Genomic DNA, 16,957 nt, shown 5'->3' on the forward strand with positions numbered 1-16,957 from the left:
TGTGAAGTGGCCTATTAGGCTACGTCCGTGTCCCGCTCGATGGCCTTGAGCCGGTTCTTGAGCCGGTAGCTGGGGCCGTTGATGGAGATCACGTCGCAGTGATGCAGGAGCCGGTCGAGGATGGCAGTGGCGAGGACTTCGTCGCCGAACACCTGTCCCCATTCGCTGAAGGTCTTGTTCGAGGTCAGGATGATCGAGCCCTTTTCATACCGCTTTGAGATGACCTGGAAGACCAGGTTCGCCTCTCCGCGCTCGAGGATCTCGTAGCCCACCTCGTCGACCACGAGAACACCCGGCCGCAGGTAGGTGCCCAGCTTATTGGCCAGACGCCCTGCGGCTTCCGCGGCTTTGAGGTTGCGGACCATGTCGTCGAGGCTTGTGAAGTAGACCGAGTAGCCGGCCCGGCAGGCCGCGACAGCCAGAGCGACAGCAATATGTGTCTTGCCTACCCCCGGCGGACCCAGGAGAGCTGCGTTCGCCTTCGCCTCGACGAACGACAGCGTGGCCAGGTCCTTGACCTTGCGCGGGTCGAGATCGGGCTGGAACGAGAAGTCGTATTCATCGAGCGTCTTGTGGTGCGGTAGCCGGGAGAGCCGCAGGCCCTGGCGGAAGCGGCGGTCGTCGCGGACGGCCAGTTCTTCGGAGAGGACCAGGTCGAGGAAGTCGAGGTAGCCCATCTTCGCCTCGTCCGCCCGGCGGGTGAACTCGTTGATGGTTTCCGCGAGGTGGGGCAGGCCGAGCTTGCTGGCCGTGGTGCGGATGCGGTTGCCGGTCAGCTCGCTCAAGACGATTCCTTCGTCGCTCGATGGGTGGTGAAGGGACGGGTGCCGGTCAGCTCGTCATAGACCGACAATGGTCGGCGCCCGACCTCGATCCGGGTGGCCGCGGCCCGGTTCAGCAGGGCCTGCAACGGGCCGGTCTCCTCGCCCCGCGGCCGTTCGGGGCGAGGCTGAACCGGGACGTCGCCGGTGGCGGTCCGGCGGTTCTTGCCGGTGGGCAGGCCGTCCCAGTGCGTCTCGTCGACGACACGGGCACCGCGGCCGATGGCCCGGGGATGTGCGGCCAGGAGCGTGCTGCCGTGGGCGTCGGCGAGGGTTGCATGCAGCATGACCTGGGATTTCGTGGCCCGGATCTCGACCAGCTGGCGAGCGCGGACTCGGCGGGCCGGCACGGAGTAGAGGTTGCCGTCGAAGGCGACCAGGCAGTCCTTGCCGACGTGCCGCAGCTGCCGCTCGGCCACCAGATAGGGGGTCGGCGGCAGCGGTTTGAGAGCCGCGTGATCGCGGGCCGCCCGTTCCGCGATGACCTCCCGGTGGGTCTTGTGGATCTGGCCCCGCCGCAGGGGCACCCAGGCGGTGAACGCGGCGTCCATCTCCTCGAGAGAGGAGAACGACCTGCCCGACAGAACGTGGTCGCGGACGATCAGTACTTGTCGCTCGACCCGGCCCTTGCCCTGCGGCCGGTAGGCGGCCAGGACGTCGATGTCGAAGTCGTAGTGGCCGGCGAAGCCGACAGCTTCGGGATGCAGCGGGACCGCCTCACCAGGAGCGACGTGCCGTCTGACGACGGTCTTGGTCCGGTCGTAGACGATCGTCATCGGGGCACCGCCGAAGTGGGCGAATGCGCGGCGGTGGCAGTCGAAGAACGTCTGCAGGTCCTGGCTGGTGGTGAAGCAGCAGAACGGGTCTCGCGAGTACGAGAGCGTCATGTGGAAGGAGTAGACCTTCGCGATCCCCATGTGGGCGAGGATCTTGCCCTCATCGCCCCAGTCGACCTGGGCCTGGGCGCCGGGGATCACCTCGAACCGGCGGTGCATCCCTGCCAGTTCCTTGGGCGTGATCCCCAGTTCCTCAGCAATTCTGGGCCGGGCCGTCTGGACGTAGAGCTTGACTCGCTGATAGTTGCCGGTGAAGCCGTACTCCTGGGCCAGCCGCTCGTGGATGACCGCGGCCTTCATCAGGACTTCGGCCCTGAGCATCGAGTCGATCAGCGGCCCGAACTCGTCGATCACCCTCACCCGCCGACCGCTCGGCGACCGGCTCGGAGGCGTCGCCGGCCCCGGTGCCGAGAGGTACTTGCGGACCGTCTTGCGGTCCAGCCCGGTCTCCCTGGAGATCTCCGACAAGCTCATCGCCCCGGACTCCAACAGGCCACGAAAGCGCCGAAGCTCCAGCCAACGCTGCGGATCCAAGACCACTGCCAGCCCCCTCCGCCGCCCGTATCGACCAAGCAGCAGAGTGCCGAGCAGCAGGTCTCACCGCATCAGCAACTGTCCCCTTTCATCCGTACGAGGCTGGGGACGTTCACGTGTACGCCGACACCTGCGCCGGACGGTGGCTGCGGCGCCGACTTCCTGCTCTGCCTGGGCTGCCCGAACGCACACGTCCACCCCGGTCACCACCCGCGGCTCGCCCACCTGCACAAACAGCTCGGGAGCCTCCGGTCAGTCCTGGAGGACGGCTCCTGGAGCAAACAGTGGCGCGACCCTCTGCTGCGGCTGGAAGACCTGCGCGGCAAGGTTGGTGCCCCGGCCTGGAACGCCGCCCTGGCCCGGACCTCGGAAGACGACCGTTTGCTCGTCGCACTCCTGCTGAAAAACGAGCTGGGCTCATGACCGTCATTGCCGCCGCCGAGAGCGATCCGTACATATTGCCCATGCCCGGACCGGACACCGCCGTGGTGCTGCCGCAGTGGATCAGTTCCGGCAACACCCACCCGAACTCTCGATACCGCGATCCCGTCTGGTCTCTGGCCCCGCTCATCGACAACCCCGGCACCAGCCTCTTGAAGATCCACTGGAAGAACTGCCCGGAGCCCCTGCGGGAGCAGATGAAGCTGGCCACCTGGACCATGATCAACGGTCGGCTCCGGCCGAGCTATCTCCGCACCCGGGGAGTCAGAGCACGGGCACGGGTGTCACCCCCGGAAATGCTGGAGACATGCCGGCAGTGGATGGCACTGGCCCGACAACTGAACGAGCACCACAAGAACAGCCTTGCTGACTGCACCGAAGACGACTGGCGGACCTACGCCCGCTCCCGGGCTTCCGAAGACATAAGCCGGGAAACAGCCCAAAAACACCTGACCTGGCTGACAAACCTGTGGGCGTTCGACCAGCTCGCCGGTCTCCCCTCGGGCATAACCCGGCCGCCCTGGGATATCGAGGGAGTCGACGACTACCTCCCGGCCGCCAGCGGCGGTGGAGGGGAGAACTCGACCGAGCCGCTGGACCCGCAGGTCCTCGGCCCGCTGCTCGTCTGGGCGCTCAGGTTCGTCGACGACTTCGCCGATGACATTCTGGCGGCCTGGGCGGAGGTCCGGAGGCTGTCTCAACTGGCCGCCGACACCCCGTCCCGCCCGGAAGGGGTGGTCGCTCTTGACGAGTTCCTTCTTCCTCTCGTCCGGGCGGGTTCTCCGCTGCCGAGCGTCTGGCACAAGGGGCGGCAGACGCTGGCCCGCACCTACATCGCCGGTGTCACGGGCGCCAGCCCTCACCAGGTCGACAGGTTCCGTGTCCGGCACGGCCTCGCAGACCTCGTTGCCCAACAGCCTGCGCCCTGCCCTCTGGAGGTGCCGGTCACCGGGCAGATCAATGGAAAACCCTGGCGGGACTTCATGGACTTCTATGAGAGCGCGCGACTGATGCGACATCTGGGCACCGCAGCGATGATCATTTGTCAATATTTGACTGGTATGCGCCCACAAGAGGTGCGAGGGCTGCGGTCCGGGTGCTGTCCCGCCCCCGAGCCCCTCGCCGACGGCACCACCGGCCGCCACCTCATCCGCAACGACCACGATACGAACGCCGACGAGAAAGACCCTCCGGACCATTCCTTGATCCAGGGCCGTCACTACAAGAACGTCACGGACGAGGACGGCAACCACGTCTCCGCCGGTGAACCACGCCAGGTTCCCTGGGTTGCCATCACTCCGGTGGTCAACGCCATCCGCGTGCTGGAACGGATGGTTCCCGAGGGGGAACTACTCCTCAGCGCCGCCCACCACGATTTCCCGCGTCCACGCGGCTACTACGGCGCCCTGAAGCCATCCGCGCTGAACAAGCGGATCGAGGACTTCGTGGAGTGGGTGAACCGCGAGGCCCTGGCCCAGAACCTGCCCGGCCAGGCAATACCCAAGGACCCGCACGGAGCAATCGGAATGTCCAGGTTCAGACGCTCTCTGGCTTGGCATATAGCCCGGCGTCCGGGCGGGCTGGTCGCGCTCGCGATCCAGTACGGACATATGCGCACCGTCCTTGATGCCCGGACCTCCAGCGGCTACGGCTCCCGCAGCCGCACAGGCATGCACTCAGTCCTCGACGTCGAGACCGCTCTCGCGGCGGCCGACACCGCGGCGAAGCTCCGGGATCAAGTAGCAGCCGGCGAGAAAATCTCCGGCCCGGCCGCCGCCCGGGCCCTGACCGCCGCCGCGACGGCACCCAGGTTCAAGGGGAGGATCGTTCCCCGCACGTTCGCGAAGAAGGCCGCCGCGTTCCTCGCTCGGGACGGTGTCGTGCTCTATGACAACCCGGACGCGATGCTGATCTGCGCGTTCAAACGGGACAACGCGCTCTGCGAGCCCGATCCGGAGGCGACAGCGCCAAGACAGTACGACTGCCGGCCCGGCTGCGGCAACGCGGTCCGCACCGACACCTACGCCCGCCTTCTGCGGGAGCGCGCGGACGAGATCGACCAGCTCGCCACCGCGTCCGCCAACCCCGTCGCCCGCAGGCTGACCAAGAACGCCGACCGGCTCCGCGAAACGGCCGACAACCACGACGCCACCGCCCAACCCGCAAAGGCCATCGCATGACCGCACAGCCCCCGAACGATGACGAGCGAACCCGGATCCGTGAGGCGATGGACCGGCTTCTGACCGGGTCGCCAACGACCTCGGACGGAAGCCTGACCGTCAAGGCCCTCGCCACAGAGGCCGGCGTCCACCGCATGGCCCTGATGAAGCGGCATGCGGACCTGAAAACAGTCTTCTACGAACGCGTCCGGACCGAGACCGCCCAGGTCCCCGAGTCAGAGAGGAACCTCAGGGAGACCGTCGTCCGGCTCCGGCAGACTGTCAAAGACCAGAGGGCCGAGATCGAGAAACTTCGCCAGCAGGTCACCCGGCTCACTCTCGCCGGCGCTGTCCTGACCCAAATCGTCGATGCCCAGCAGCCGAACCCGCCCGAGGGCGGCAACGTCACCCCTTTGCGGCCGCGACGCCGATAGAGTCCAGGTCACCCTAGGACCATGGCTTTGGGGCCCGGCTTCGCCGGGCCCCAAAGCGTCCAGCCCGTTTGTCGCTGGCTGGCTACTCGTCTTCGTCGAGTTCGCTGCTGGGCGGGAGCTGGGACTGCTGCCCGGCAACCTCGATCAGCCGATAGCGCCGCTGGCTCCGCTTCCCTGCGGCAGAGCGGAGGACGAAGCTCTCAAGTGCGACTTCGACTTCCTGGTCCAAGTGCTCTTTCACCACGCTGACCAGGGAATCGTCCACGAATCCGTGGATCTCGTTGCCGGACGGGGGCTCGAAATAGAAGATCTGCCTGCGGGTCCGCAGTCCGTCGAGGCGCCCCTGCAGCCGGATGATCTCCCGTTCTTCACGGATGACGCCCAGACGTTCACGGAGCGTTGCAGCCTGTCCGGCGGAGAGCACGGAGGAAATCCGCTCACCGGTCCCGCGCTGGACAGCCAGACTGATGTCGAGATTCGGGTTGGGCAGGTCCGAGATCAGATCCGCCACCGCCCGGCGCATCACCGGGGAAGCACTGAACAACGAGTCCATCGACGCCTCGTCGTCCGGCCCTTCGGGCAGGGCCCGGACCAGTTCGACCGCCCCGATCTCTGCCCACGACACACCGGCCGGGGCTAGATCGTCCTCGTCCTCCTCCACCGCCGGCACATGGGGCTGAAGGTCCACGATGATCGAACCGGCCATGGAAGCGGCGACGTCGAGCCGGGCAGCCGCAAGATCCAGCGGCTGCAGCCTGACAACGTCAGCTCGACGGACGCGCCGGGCCTTGGCCAGGCGGGCCACGGCCTTCTGCACTCGCTGGAGGAAGTCGCCCACCTCGTGAGCGGCGATCAGCCCTCCGTCGTCAGGGTTGGCAAGCCGGAAGTTGAAACCCGGTCCGGGAGTCGTCTGCGGAAGCCCGAGACCGCTGAACTTCACCGCCGAAGCCTGGAGGCTCGCTCTGGCGAGCCGGGAGAGGGGATCGGTGCCTTCAGTCGCCTGCAGCGCACGGACATACTTGTCGCGAAGATCGTTACTCACCAGCTCACCTCCAGATATCCCTTAACCGCCCCCGGGACGAGCTGCCCATCGGGGCCCTTGACGCTGGACCACGTCGCATCCCAATACTCCTCCAGCTCAGGAACACCGGCGACCACTGCGAAGCTGTCTATCAAGCCGCCCATGGGCTGCACACGGTTCGCCGACACCCCAGGCTGGCGGGCCTGGACTTCTTGGAGGGTGATCAGAGGGATCAGTCGTTCATGATCCTTATTGGTCAGAGGCAGGTCGCGGTCGATGAGCACGACCAAGTCCAGGTCCTCCGGCGGAGCCGCCTTATGGGAGCAAAACCCACCATCCACCCAGAACGTTCCTCGTTCAAGAACGTCCTTGATCATGTCGGCATACAGCTCAAAGGCCCGGAAGATGCGTCTGCGATGCTCGGCATGCGGCGCCTGCTCGACGAAGAGCTCTTCGATCTCGGCCAATGTCGCAGCGTGACGACCAGGCGGCAACAAACCATCTTCTGTGAGCGCTGGTATCACAGTCCCCCCTTGCGTCGGCTCGCGCCGACATCCCCCATCCCGGGCGGCCACCCTACCTAGGGAGACCATGCCCAGAAATAGGAACATCAGCATTGGGAGGGGAAACACAAATCCAGAGTTGCCACAGGGGCTCAGGGCAGAACCGAACCCAGCAACACACCGTTCTCCCACACCAGTCAGCACCCAGGACCTGAACACAAGAACTTGACAGGGAAGACGACGGCGGCGCGGACCCTGTCCCGGCTCTCCGTCAGGCTCTTGTCCGGCAGGCCGACCAGGGTGAAGGCGGCGACACCGGGCTCCAGATCGGCCTGGACCTCCACGACGACGCCCTCGACGCCGACCAGCGCCACCGAGCAGGTGCGGGCGAATCCCATCAGGCCACCCCCCGCACATGCTCGACCACGGGGGCGCCACGCCGGGGCACGAGCACGCCGACCACATCGATGCGGACCCCGCCGGGCGGTGCTCCGCCGTGCTCCTGGAGCCAGGCCTGGGCGAGCTCCCGCAGCCGCTCGGTCTTGCCCCGGGTCACCCCGGCCAGCGGCTGCTGGAAGGTGCCCGCGCGACGTGTCTTGACCTCGCAGACGACCAGGACGTCCCCGTCCCTCGCCACGATGTCGATCTCCCCGGCCCTGCCGCAGCGCCAGTTGCGGGCGAGGACCGCCCATCCCGCCTCGGTCAGCCGCCGCGCGGCCAGCCCTTCCCCGTACCTGCCGAGCGCGCCTCGTGCGTTCATGTCGGCATCACCTCCGACGCCCACGGTGAGGCAACCGCCGCCCGGAAGTGGATCTTGGTGGACAACTCGGGAAAGGTGGAAAACCGTCTCACTCGATCGAGTGAAGCCCGTCCCCACGACCGACCCCGCGGACCGACCCGACGGACCGACTGAGCGGACCGACTCCGCGACCTGATGACGCCGCGCCCGGCGACCCCGATGACCCCAGTGACCCGGCCGACACGAGTGACCCGAGTGACCCGGTCGCCCCCGCCCCCGCTGCCGGTCAGCCGCCGGTCAGCCGCCCCGGCAACTCCGGCAACTCCGGACGGTCAGCTGCCCGGCAGCTCCAGATCGCTCTTGTTCAGCTCCTCGATGTTCACGTCCTTGAACGTGAGCACCCGTACCTGCTTGACGAAGCGGGCCGGGCGGTACATGTCCCACACCCAGGCGTCGGCCATCGTGACCTCGAAGAAGACCTCGCCCTGGACCGAGTGCACCTGCATCTCGTAGTCGTTGGTGAGGTAGAAGCGCCGCTCGGTCTCGATCACATAGGTGAACAGCCCGACGACGTCGCGGTACTCCCGGTAGAGCTTCAGCTCCATCTCGGTCTCGTACTTTTCGAGGTCCTCGGCACTCATGGCATGTTCCCCTTCAGCCGTGCGTCCCCCCATTGTGCGGCAGCCGGGACGCCCCTAGACGATTTCGGTGTCCAGGACCTCGGGAGCGGCCGGGGGGCCTTCGTCGAGCAGCCTGCGCAGCAGCTCGGCGAGTCTGGTCGGGTACACCGTCTCATGCGCCCCGGCGAGTTCCCGGCACGTCCACCAGCGTGCTCCGGCGACGCTGCGCCGTTCCAGCTCGGTGAGCCCGGCGGCCACGGTCGTGGTCTGGGCGGTGCGCGCGAGGTAGTACCACTCGTCCTGGTCCCAGCGCCGTCCGTCGAACGGGAAGGAGCAGGTCCGCCGCCACAGCACCGGCCCCAGCTCGACATCGGTGACCCCGGTCTCCTCGGCCAGCTCCCGCAGCGCGGCCTCCTCATGGGTCTCGTCGCCCTCCAGACCGCCGCCCGGGGTGAACCACCAGTCGTCGTCGGGATCGTCCGGCTCATGGCCGTGCAGCAGCAGTACGCGGTCCTCGGGGTCGAGGAGGACGACCCGCGCCACCCTGCGCAGCGGTGCCGCGCTCATCGGGCGCTCGCCGACGGGGACGCCACCGGACGGCGCCGGGCCGACCGCCGGGCCAGCGGACCGTACGCGGCCCCGCCGAGGATCAGTACCGCGCCGACGGCCACCGAGGTCAGCAGCGGCGCCAGCGGGCCGGGGCGGGAGATCCCGCCGGGCAGCGCGGCGAAGCCGGTGGGGCGGGTGAGTGTGCCGTCCATCGGCCAGACGACGGCGTCGACCCGGGCGACCACGGCGTCCCGGGACACGGAGCCGCCCTGGGCGTCCTGGAGGTGGGCCGTGGAGTCGAGCGAGCCCAGGCGTTCGTCACCGAGCAGGAACAGCCGTCCCTCGGGGACGACCGTGCGGCTGATCCCGTTCGTGGACGCCTGGGTGCCGGGGGCGAGATAGGGCTCGGCCACGGGCCGGCCGTCGACGGTGAGCGCGCCGTCCGTGCAGCAGGCCACCGTGTCGCCGCCGACCCCGACGACGCGCTTGACCATCGGCAGATCGCCCCAGTCGGCCTGCTCGAAGACGACCACGTCACCGCGGCGCACCTGGTCGCCGTCGATCCGCTGGGCCAGTACGCGGTCGCCCGCGCCGATGTTCGGGGACATGGAATCGGTGGGGACGGTGTAGGGGCGGTAGAGGACCGCGCCCCAGACGAAGCCGCCGAGGAAGAGCACACAGCCGAGGGCGACCACCGCGCCCGCCAGCATCGCACCGCGCCGCGCGCGTGGAGCCCCGGGGGGCGGTGGCCCGACGTCCGGACCGCTCGCGGTCCGCGGTCCGGCGTCGGAGCCGCCCGTACCGTCCGTCGCGCTCATCGCACACCCCCTGTGTTCGGTGGAGCGGCCCGCCTTCCGGGCGCGTGGTCGCGCGCCCGGGACCGGCGGTCCGGACGGCACCCTACCCGGCGGTACGGCCCCCGGACAGCCGCGCGGGGCGCGCGGTCACCTTGAGCACGGCCTTGCGGCGCCAGAGCACGAGCGGCACCGCGCCCGCGAGACCCAGCACGCCCGGGGCGGCGCCGAGAGCGGCGTTCAGACCGGGCTGGTCGAAGGTGTCGGGGACGGGGAGCGTGGCCCAGCGGGTGGGCGGCCATGCGATGACCACGGCACGGCCGACGACACTGTCGACGGGGACGAAGCCCTTGTTCTTGTCCTGCTGGTGGTACCGGGAGTCCATGGAGTCCTGCCGGTGGTCACCCATGACCCACAGCATGCCGTCGGGAACCTTGACCTTGAACTGGCCGCCGTTCTTGTCGACGGTGCACGGGGTGTTGCCCGGCATGACGTACGGCTCGTCGAGGGGCTTGCCGTTGAGGCGGACCGGGCCGGTGCCGTTGCACTCGACGGTGTCACCGCCGACCCCGATGACCCGCTTGATCAGGTCCTTCTCCTCGGCGGACGGCATCAGACCGATCCAGCTGAGGCCCTTCTGGACGAAGTTGGTCTCCGGGACGGGTTCACCCTCCAGCCAGCCGGCCGGATCGTGGAAGACGATGACCTCGCCGCGCTCCGGCTCCGAGCCGAACCACGGGGTCAGCTTGTCCACCAGGACCCGGTCGCCCTCCTTGAGGGTGTTCATCATCGAGGCCGACGGGATCGAGAACGCCTGTACCAGGAACGTCTTGATCAGCAGGGCCAGTACCAGGGCGATACCGATGAGCAGCGGCAGTTCCTTCCAGAAGGACCGCGGCTTCTTCGGCTGCCCGCCGCCCGCCGACTCGTCGTCCCCTGGTGTGTCCCCGCCGTCACCGTGACCGGCAGCGTGGTCCCGCTGCCGCCGCGGCTCAGGACCCGTGCCGTCCGCGCCGTCGGGCAACCCGTCCGGGCGCCCCGGGCGCTCCTCGGGGCCGTCGTGACCGGATCGCGCGCCGAGCGCCAAATCCCCCACATCCACTCCTCAGTCCGTACCGCTGCCTGCCCCACGCGCGACGCAGGCCCACCACTCCCATAACGATCGGGAGTTCCGCAGGGGTCGGGAGGGGGATCAATCCGTCGAGATCCGCGGGGGACACCCTATGCGACGTAGCTGTGGTGGACACCGGGGCGTCCGGGGCGTCGGGGACCGAGGCGTAGGTGTCGCGCTCTTCGAGACGCTGCCAGCGGTTCAGCGGCCAGGCGATCACCAGGGCGCGGCCGACGACACCGTCCTCGGAGACCGTGCCACCGAACTCCTTCTCGTGGTGGTAGCGGGAGTCCGCGGAATCCGCGCGGTGGTCCCCCATCACCCACAGCCGGCCTTCGGGAACCTTCACGTCGAAGGCGAGTTCGGAGGGTTTGTCACCGGGATTGACGTACGACTCCTCCAGGGGGACGCCGTTGACGGTGACCCGGCCGGACGCGTCGCAGCACTTCACGGTGTCGCCGCCGACCGCGACGACCCGCTTGATCAGGTCCTGTTCGTCGTCGGAGGGCAGCAGTCCGACGAAGGTGAGGCCCTGCTTGAGCTGTTTGACGCCCACCGGGTCGTCGTCCGGTTCGGGCTTCTCGTCACCCAGCCAGCCGCCGGGGTCCTTGAACACCACGACGTCCCCGCGCTCCGGCTTGCCGCCGAACCACGGGGTCAGCTTGTCCACCAGGACCCGGTCACCGATCTGGATGGTCTGTTCCATGGAGCCGGACGGGATCACGAACGCCTGCACCAGGAAGGTCTTCAGCACCAGGGCGATCAGGGCGGCGACCCCGATCAGCAGCGGTATCTCCCTGAGCGTCGAGCGGCGGCGGCGCCGTTTCACCTTGCGGGCGAGTTTGCGGCGTTCGGCCCGGCCGGGGCGCGGCGGGCCTGAGGTGGGCCGGGTCCCGGTCGGCAGCCGGGTGTCGACACCGGCCTCGGAGCGGGGCCGGCCCCGGTTACCCATGCGCACCGCCGGTGGGGGCGGGGACCCGGCCGAAGGTCCCGGGCCGGTCGATACCGGTCAGCCGGTCGAAGGGCCAGGCGATCCACTCGGCGCGGCCGACGACCGCGTCCACGGGGATCATGCCGCCGCCGGGAGAGCCGAGGTGGTCCCGGGAGTCCCGGGAGCCGGAGCGGTGGTCACCGAGCAGGAAGAGCCGGCCAGGGGGCACGACCACGTCGAAGGGCACGTGGGAAGGGGCCTCACCGGCGGGCAGATAGTCCTCGTCGACGGCTTCGCCGTTCACCTCGATCCTCCCCTGCCGGTCGCAGCAGACCACCCGGTCCCCTTCCGTGCCGACCACGCGCTTGATGTAGTCCGCGGCACCGAAGTAGCCGGTGCCGTCGAACACGACGACATCGCCGCGCCGCGGCTCCGCCCCCAGACGGTACGCCAGCTTGTTGACGAGGACCCGGTCCCCCACCCGCAGTCCGGGTTCCATGGAGGTGCTGGGGATCTCGAAGGGCTTGAGCACGAAGTTGCTCAGCAGCAGGAGGAAGAGCAGACAGAGCAGCGTGGTGAGGGTGATCCGGCCACCGGGCAGCCACTCGGCGAGCGCGGAGCGGGAACGGGAACGGGGATGGGCGTCCGGTTCCGGTTCCGGTGCGGACCCCGGCTGCGGTACGGACCCCGGTCCCGGTGCGGGCCCCGACCCGGGCTCCGGCTCGGGCGTCGGCTCCGGCTCCGGCTCGGACATCGCCTCCGGCTCATCGCAAACAGAACGCGACCGCGCCCGCGGGTCCGCCGGCTCCGGGGGCTGCCCGGGGTCGGCGGAACATGCGGGGCGGTCGCGTTCCGAGTGCTGTGCTGCGGTGTCCATCGGTGCCTGATGCTATCCGGCACCGAGGGGCCATCGCGTGCGAGTCGAGCCGTGACGCACACCACCCGGACCGGCCGTGGCACCAGGGGTGCGGTGGCCGGGGCGGACGGTGGCGCGGTGGGCTCAGTTGTCGCGCTTCTCCTTGATCTTCGCGGCCTTGCCGCGGAGGTCGCGCAGGTAGTAGAGCTTCGCGCGGCGCACGTCACCGCGGCTGACGAGCTCGATCTTCTCGACGATCGGGGTGTGCACCGGGAAGGTGCGCTCGACGCCTACGGAGAAGGAGACCTTGCGGACCGTGAAGGTCTCACGGACGCCCGAGCCCTGGCGACGGATGACGACACCCTTGAACTGCTGCACACGGGAGCGGTTGCCCTCGATGACACGCACGTGGACGTTGACGGTGTCACCCGGGCGGAACGACGGGAGGTCGGTACGCAGCGACGCGTTGTCGACGACGTCGAGCAGGTGGGTCATGATCGTCTGCTTCCTCGCCGATGCCACAGGTCATCAGCGGTACTAGCGGGAGGTATGGAGGATGCGGTGCTCACCGGGGCGGGCGTCGTGTCCCCCCATGGCAGGGGCGCACGCCGGGCGACGCACAACAGCGGCCTATTCTTCCACGGCGTACGGGGTCCGCCCAAATCGGCCGTCGGGGCCAGGGGCCCAGCCCAGCAGCGAGAGGGTCTCGCGGTCCTTCTTGTCGAAGGCGGCGGGGTCGGTGCGCTCGATGAGGTCGGGGCGGTGGCGGCTGGTGCGCCGCAGGGCCTCGTCGCGTCGCCAGCGGGCGATCCGGCCGTGATGGCCGCTGACCAGCACCTCGGGGATGCCCCGGCCCCGCCACTCGGGGGGCTTGGTGTAGACGGGGCCTTCGAGGAGGTCGGCCATGGCGCCGGGCGCGAAGGAGTCGTCGCGGTGGGACTCGGCGTTGCCGAGCACCCCGGGCAGCAGCCGGGCCACGGCCTCGGTGACGACAAGGACGGCGGCTTCCCCGCCCGCCAGCACATAGTCGCCGATGGAGACCTCGTACACCGGCATCCGGGTCGCGTACTCGTCCATGACGCGCCGGTCGATGCCCTCGTAGCGGGCGGGCGTGAAGATCAGCCAGGGCCGCTGGGAGAGTTCGACGGCGAGTTCCTGGGTGAAGGGCCGTCCGCTGGGGGTGGGGACGACGAGGACGGGGCCGTGGGCACCGGACTCGTAACCGTCGGCGACGGCGTCGTCGAGGGCCTCGCCCCACGGGTCGGTCTTCATGACCATGCCCGGACCGCCGCCGTACGGGGTGTCGTCGACCGTGTGGTGGCGGTCGTGCGTCCAGTGCCGCAGATCGTGGACGCGCACATCGAGCTGTCCACGGGCACGGGCCTTGCCGACCAGGGACACGTTCAGCGGTTCGAGGTACTCGGGGAAGATCGTGACGACGTCGATCCTCATCGGCCGGCGTCCTCCGGGGCGCTGTCGTCACCGTCGGCGGACGCGGCGGTCTGCTCGGCCTCCGCCTCGGCGTCGCGGGCCGACGCGACCTCCGCGCGGTCGTCGATCAGACCGGGCGGCGGGTCGATGACCGCGCGCTGCTCGTCCAGGTCGATCTCGACGACGATCTCCTCGACGAACGGGACCAGCACCTCGTCGCCGTCGGGGCGCTCCACCACGAACAGATCCTGCGACGGCAGATGCGAGACCTCGGTGATCCGGCCGATCTCCGTGCCGTCGACGGTGACCACGTCGAGGTCGATGAGCTGGTGGTCGTAGTACTCGTCCGGTTCCTCGGGACGCTCCTCGGGGTCCACGTCCGCGATGAGGAGGGTGTTGCGCAGGGCCTCGGCCCCGCCGCGGTCACGCACCCCGGCGAACCGCAGCAGCAGCCGGCCGCTGTGGACCCGGCCGGTCTCGATGGTGAGGGGGCCCACGGAGGACGGTTCGGTGGCGAGGACGGCACCGGGTCCGAGCCGCTTCTCCGGCTCGTCGGTGCGGACCTCGACGGTGACCTCACCCTTGATCCCGTGGGCGCGGCCGATCCGCGCGACTACGAGCTGCACGTGTGTTGCTCCTGGTGAGAGGACGGTACGGGGGAAAAGTACAAGGGCCGGGGGCGGCTCACGCCATCCCCGGCCCCAGTACTTCAGCCGTCACTACGGGGAACCGCACCGGCGGCTTCGCCCCGGCCCTGGGCGGGCCGGGCCTCGCAGCCGGGCGGATCAGACCTGGTCGACGTCGACCAGGTCGACGCGGATGCCGCGGCCGCCGATGGCGCCCACGACGGTCCGCAGCGCACGCGCGGTGCGGCCGTTGCGGCCGATCACCTTGCCGAGGTCGTCGGGGTGGACCCGGACCTCCAGCACACGCCCGCGGCGCAGGTTGCGAGACGCGACCTGCACGTCGTCCGGATTGTCGACGATGCCCTTCACGAGGTGCTCAAGAGCCTCCTCAAGCATCTCGTCAGCCCTCGGTCGACTCAGACTCGGCCGCGGCCTCGTCCTTCTTCTCAGCCTTGTCAGCCTTCTTCTTCTGCGTGATGGCCTCGCCCTTGCCCTCTACGTCGCCACCGAGGGCTTCGAAGGAGGGGCGCGCGGCCTTCTCGGCGGCGACGAGCAGCGGAGCCGGGGCGGGCTCGCCCTTGTACTTCTGCCAGTCGCCGGTCTTCTTGAGGATCGCGAGCACGGGCTCGGTCGGCTGGGCGCCGACACCCAGCCAGTAGGCCACGCGGTCCGCGTCGACCTCCATGCGCGAGGGGTTCTGCACCGGGTGGTACAGGCCGATCTCCTCGATGGCCCTGCCGTCACGGCGGGTACGGGAGTCGGCGACGACGATGCGGTAGTGAGGCGAACGGATCTTGCCCAGACGCTTCAGCTTGATCTTGACTGCCACGGGAGTGGTGTCTCCTGGTCTTGACGAGGTGGGCACGGGCGGGATTGCCGCGTGGGGTTGCGGTACCCGAGTTGCCCGATGGACGCGTCAGCCGGAGGAGAGAGGGGTCCTGTGCGGCCGTCGAGTACAGCTAGTCATTGTGCCATACGAGAAGGGGGCCTCCGAACGGTGTCCGGACGCCCCCACCTGCCCGCGGCGGCGGATGCCGCGCTGCCGGGTCGCGGCCCGCCGCCCTGTGCGGCCGGCCGCGGTGACCGCGGGGCGCGGGCCGGTCGCTCCGTGCGATCCGTCCGCGCCGCGCGCTGAATTCTGATGTGGCCCCCTGGTCGAGCCCCGGCGCCCCCAGCGTCGGGTCGGCGCGCCCCCGGTGGTCGTCCGCGACGTCCCCACGTCGCTTCCGGCACCCGGGCGCTCCGGACGGTCATCGCCGCGGCGGGTGCCGACGGGTGTCCGTCCTCATTCCGCCGTGCCGCTAACTGGCCACGGCGACGGGTTCGGGGATGCGGAACGGTTTGCCGCATCCCCCGCAGACGATCGGCGCCTGCGCGAGGACCGAGGGAACCACGCGGACGTTGCGCCCGCAGTCGCAGACCGCCTTGACGCGGACACCGCCCCCGGAGGAGCCGTGCCGCGCGGCCGGTCCGCGGAAGGTACGGGCGATGTTGTCGGACTCGGTGGCCGCCGTGTGCGCCTTGAGGGCGCGCTGGAGGCGGTCGATGGTCGAGCGGTAGCGCTTCTTGGCGTCGGTGTTCAGGGTGACCAGGGAGAAGCCGCTGCTCGGGTGCGGTTCCTCCGGATGGTCGAGGCCCAGCTCCTCGGCGATCGCGAGGAACCTGCGGTTGTGATAACGGCCGGCGCGAGAGGTGTCCCGGACACCTCTCGCGGCGGCGATGCCGTGGACTGCCTCATGGAGGAGTCGTTCGAAGGAGAGTGCGTGCCCGCAGGCGGACGACGACTCCCCGATCAGGGATTCGGGCGCGGCGAGATCTGGCAGCTCGGGGTGGTACCGCTGAATATCGGCCCACGCGGCTGCCAGCTCTGCGGCGAGAACTGGTGGTGTCGTGCTCACGTCGTGACAACGAGCCGGAGTGCCTCTGTGTTCCTATTCCGGGGCATCCCAAATAATTTGCACGTACCCGTCAGTTTCCGTTGTTCTGCGGCTGTTCCATAGCTGATGCACAGGGACGCGGGCGGGTGCGCTGATCTGCGGATATCTCCGGAGATGCACCCCGCTCGCGACCACGGCGGAACGCCGCGCGCGGTACGGCGCGAAGTGGGGGGAGGGTGTGTGCGGCGGTCCGGTGGGGCCGGACCGGGGTGTTCAGCGGGCTCGGGCCAGGACGGCGATGTCACCCGGGGCCGTCGTCGGCCAGGGGTACCAAGCCGTCCTCGGCGACCGGACAGCGGACGGTCACCCGTGTCCGGCAGGCTCTCTCCCGCCGTCGGCACCGGGGGCGGCCCAGGGGATTCGGGCCCGGCTGCCTGCGGTGACGGCCTCCACGGCCCCGGCGACGCTGGTCACGTCCGGGGTACGGGAGGTCGGGCGCTCTGGTGCCTGGTCGAGCGGGAGCGCCTGGTCCCCGGCCAGGGTATCGGCTGTCACCGCGGACAGCGTGTCCGGTGCGACGGGTTCTTTCCCGCCACGGACACGGCGGACCGGCGTGCCGGTCCGGTCGGCGAGGTTCCGGCCGCGGCGGGGGAAGTCATCGGCCCGGGGCGTGG

20 protein-coding genes and 1 pseudogene are annotated in these 16,957 nt (G+C 69.4%); 2 read left to right on the plus strand and 19 right to left on the minus strand.

What is annotated here, in order from left to right:
- Positions 1 to 14: 14 nt before the first annotated feature.
- Both istB and istA read right to left on the minus strand, forming a co-directional pair.
- On the minus strand, positions 15 to 785 hold the full coding sequence (gene istB, locus OG711_RS11235) for an IS21-like element helper ATPase IstB (protein ID WP_266506654.1): 771 nt from the start codon (positions 783 to 785) through the stop codon (positions 15 to 17).
- Positions 782 to 2,131 carry an IS21 family transposase gene (istA, locus tag OG711_RS11240; protein ID WP_456341293.1) on the minus strand — a complete coding sequence of 450 codons (1,350 nt, stop codon included), beginning with the start codon at positions 2,129 to 2,131 and terminating at the stop codon, positions 782 to 784. Before istA ends, istB begins: the two co-directional genes overlap by 4 nt.
- 479 nt (positions 2,132 to 2,610) lie before the next feature.
- Here istA and OG711_RS11245 point away from each other — a divergent pair, with 479 nt between their 5' ends.
- Complete coding sequence (locus OG711_RS11245; RefSeq protein WP_329559179.1) at positions 2,611 to 4,812, plus strand: integrase; 2,202 nt, start codon at positions 2,611 to 2,613, stop codon at positions 4,810 to 4,812.
- Positions 4,809 to 5,225, plus strand: coding sequence for a hypothetical protein (locus OG711_RS11250; protein WP_329559180.1), 417 nt, complete (start codon positions 4,809 to 4,811; stop codon positions 5,223 to 5,225). Before OG711_RS11245 ends, OG711_RS11250 begins: the two co-directional genes overlap by 4 nt.
- An 82-nt stretch (positions 5,226 to 5,307) precedes the next feature.
- Here the strand turns inward: OG711_RS11250 and OG711_RS11255 are convergent, their stop codons facing one another.
- The 17 genes and pseudogenes from OG711_RS11255 to OG711_RS11335 all read right to left on the minus strand — a co-directional run bounded on the left by OG711_RS11255 (position 5,308) and on the right by OG711_RS11335 (position 16,838).
- Positions 5,308 to 6,267 carry a hypothetical protein gene (locus OG711_RS11255; RefSeq protein WP_329559181.1) on the minus strand — a complete coding sequence of 320 codons (960 nt, stop codon included), beginning with the start codon at positions 6,265 to 6,267 and terminating at the stop codon, positions 5,308 to 5,310.
- Positions 6,264 to 6,863: a DUF6932 family protein gene (locus tag OG711_RS11260; RefSeq protein ID WP_405673201.1), complete on the minus strand. Its 600-nt coding sequence runs from the start codon at positions 6,861 to 6,863 to the stop codon at positions 6,264 to 6,266. Before OG711_RS11260 ends, OG711_RS11255 begins: the two co-directional genes overlap by 4 nt.
- A gap of 122 nt (positions 6,864 to 6,985) precedes the next feature.
- Positions 6,986 to 7,147 (minus strand): annotated as a pseudogene (locus tag OG711_RS11265) (magnesium chelatase domain-containing protein); the annotation flags it as partial.
- Positions 7,147 to 7,509 carry a YraN family protein gene (locus tag OG711_RS11270; RefSeq protein ID WP_073793327.1) on the minus strand — a complete coding sequence of 121 codons (363 nt, stop codon included), beginning with the start codon at positions 7,507 to 7,509 and terminating at the stop codon, positions 7,147 to 7,149. The pseudogene OG711_RS11265 and the gene OG711_RS11270, both read right to left, overlap by 1 nt.
- A gap of 311 nt (positions 7,510 to 7,820) precedes the next feature.
- Positions 7,821 to 8,129: a DUF2469 domain-containing protein gene (locus OG711_RS11275; RefSeq protein WP_073793326.1), complete on the minus strand. Its 309-nt coding sequence runs from the start codon at positions 8,127 to 8,129 to the stop codon at positions 7,821 to 7,823.
- Between the two features lie 54 nt (positions 8,130 to 8,183).
- Positions 8,184 to 8,675, minus strand: a complete 492-nt coding sequence (locus tag OG711_RS11280) for an NUDIX hydrolase (protein ID WP_329559184.1) — start codon at positions 8,673 to 8,675, stop codon at positions 8,184 to 8,186.
- Positions 8,672 to 9,367: a signal peptidase I gene (lepB, locus tag OG711_RS11285; protein ID WP_329563744.1), complete on the minus strand. Its 696-nt coding sequence runs from the start codon at positions 9,365 to 9,367 to the stop codon at positions 8,672 to 8,674. The genes OG711_RS11280 and lepB (OG711_RS11285) overlap by 4 nt, the downstream gene beginning before the upstream one ends.
- A 190-nt stretch (positions 9,368 to 9,557) precedes the next feature.
- A complete protein-coding gene (lepB, locus tag OG711_RS11290; RefSeq protein ID WP_266507752.1) occupies positions 9,558 to 10,547 on the minus strand; it encodes a signal peptidase I in 990 nt (329 codons plus the stop codon).
- Complete coding sequence (gene lepB / locus OG711_RS11295; protein WP_329559185.1) at positions 10,444 to 11,514, minus strand: signal peptidase I; 1,071 nt, start codon at positions 11,512 to 11,514, stop codon at positions 10,444 to 10,446. Before lepB (OG711_RS11295) ends, lepB (OG711_RS11290) begins: the two co-directional genes overlap by 104 nt.
- Positions 11,507 to 12,247, minus strand: a complete 741-nt coding sequence (gene lepB / locus OG711_RS11300) for a signal peptidase I (RefSeq protein ID WP_329559186.1) — start codon at positions 12,245 to 12,247, stop codon at positions 11,507 to 11,509. The genes lepB (OG711_RS11295) and lepB (OG711_RS11300) overlap by 8 nt, the downstream gene beginning before the upstream one ends.
- Before the next feature lie 246 nt (positions 12,248 to 12,493).
- The gene (gene rplS, locus OG711_RS11305; protein WP_073793320.1) at positions 12,494 to 12,844 is read right to left on the minus strand and encodes a 50S ribosomal protein L19; all 351 of its coding nucleotides are present in this window, start codon (positions 12,842 to 12,844) and stop codon (positions 12,494 to 12,496) included.
- A 135-nt stretch (positions 12,845 to 12,979) separates the two neighbouring features.
- On the minus strand, positions 12,980 to 13,801 hold the full coding sequence (gene trmD, locus OG711_RS11310; protein WP_266507757.1) for a tRNA (guanosine(37)-N1)-methyltransferase TrmD: 822 nt from the start codon (positions 13,799 to 13,801) through the stop codon (positions 12,980 to 12,982).
- The gene (gene rimM / locus OG711_RS11315; RefSeq protein WP_073793318.1) at positions 13,798 to 14,406 is read right to left on the minus strand and encodes a ribosome maturation factor RimM; all 609 of its coding nucleotides are present in this window, start codon (positions 14,404 to 14,406) and stop codon (positions 13,798 to 13,800) included. Before rimM ends, trmD begins: the two co-directional genes overlap by 4 nt.
- Positions 14,407 to 14,565: 159 nt before the next feature.
- The gene (locus OG711_RS11320) at positions 14,566 to 14,802 is read right to left on the minus strand and encodes an RNA-binding protein (RefSeq protein ID WP_040247777.1); all 237 of its coding nucleotides are present in this window, start codon (positions 14,800 to 14,802) and stop codon (positions 14,566 to 14,568) included.
- Between the two features lie 4 nt (positions 14,803 to 14,806).
- Positions 14,807 to 15,235 carry a 30S ribosomal protein S16 gene (gene rpsP, locus OG711_RS11325; protein ID WP_073793317.1) on the minus strand — a complete coding sequence of 143 codons (429 nt, stop codon included), beginning with the start codon at positions 15,233 to 15,235 and terminating at the stop codon, positions 14,807 to 14,809.
- 472 nt (positions 15,236 to 15,707) lie between these two features.
- Positions 15,708 to 16,304, minus strand: coding sequence for a hypothetical protein (locus OG711_RS11330; RefSeq protein WP_073793316.1), 597 nt, complete (start codon positions 16,302 to 16,304; stop codon positions 15,708 to 15,710).
- 342 nt (positions 16,305 to 16,646) lie between these two features.
- Positions 16,647 to 16,838 (minus strand): hypothetical protein, encoded by a 192-nt coding sequence (locus OG711_RS11335; RefSeq protein WP_329559187.1) that lies wholly within the window; start codon positions 16,836 to 16,838, stop codon positions 16,647 to 16,649.
- Between the last annotated feature and the right edge of the window lie 119 nt (positions 16,839 to 16,957).

Source organism: Streptomyces uncialis, assembly GCF_036250755.1.
Lineage (GTDB): Bacteria > Actinomycetota > Actinomycetes > Streptomycetales > Streptomycetaceae > Streptomyces > Streptomyces uncialis.

Coding starts and splice junctions, on each gene's coding strand:
- istA (WP_456341293.1), bottom strand. CDS start 2,131: ATGAGCTTGTCGGAGATCTCCAGGGAGACCGGGCTGGACCGCAAGACG.
- OG711_RS11245 (WP_329559179.1), top strand. CDS start 2,611: ATGACCGTCATTGCCGCCGCCGAGAGCGATCCGTACATATTGCCCATG.
- OG711_RS11250 (WP_329559180.1), top strand. CDS start 4,809: ATGACCGCACAGCCCCCGAACGATGACGAGCGAACCCGGATCCGTGAG.
- OG711_RS11260 (WP_405673201.1), bottom strand. CDS start 6,863: ATGCTGATGTTCCTATTTCTGGGCATGGTCTCCCTAGGTAGGGTGGCC.
- OG711_RS11270 (WP_073793327.1), bottom strand. CDS start 7,509: ATGAACGCACGAGGCGCGCTCGGCAGGTACGGGGAAGGGCTGGCCGCG.
- OG711_RS11275 (WP_073793326.1), bottom strand. CDS start 8,129: ATGAGTGCCGAGGACCTCGAAAAGTACGAGACCGAGATGGAGCTGAAG.
- OG711_RS11280 (WP_329559184.1), bottom strand. CDS start 8,675: ATGAGCGCGGCACCGCTGCGCAGGGTGGCGCGGGTCGTCCTCCTCGAC.
- lepB (WP_329563744.1), bottom strand. CDS start 9,367: ATGCTGGCGGGCGCGGTGGTCGCCCTCGGCTGTGTGCTCTTCCTCGGC.
- lepB (WP_329559185.1), bottom strand. CDS start 11,514: ATGGGTAACCGGGGCCGGCCCCGCTCCGAGGCCGGTGTCGACACCCGG.
- lepB (WP_329559186.1), bottom strand. CDS start 12,247: ATGTCCGAGCCGGAGCCGGAGCCGACGCCCGAGCCGGAGCCCGGGTCG.
- rplS (WP_073793320.1), bottom strand. CDS start 12,844: ATGACCCACCTGCTCGACGTCGTCGACAACGCGTCGCTGCGTACCGAC.
- trmD (WP_266507757.1), bottom strand. CDS start 13,801: ATGAGGATCGACGTCGTCACGATCTTCCCCGAGTACCTCGAACCGCTG.
- OG711_RS11320 (WP_040247777.1), bottom strand. CDS start 14,802: ATGCTTGAGGAGGCTCTTGAGCACCTCGTGAAGGGCATCGTCGACAAT.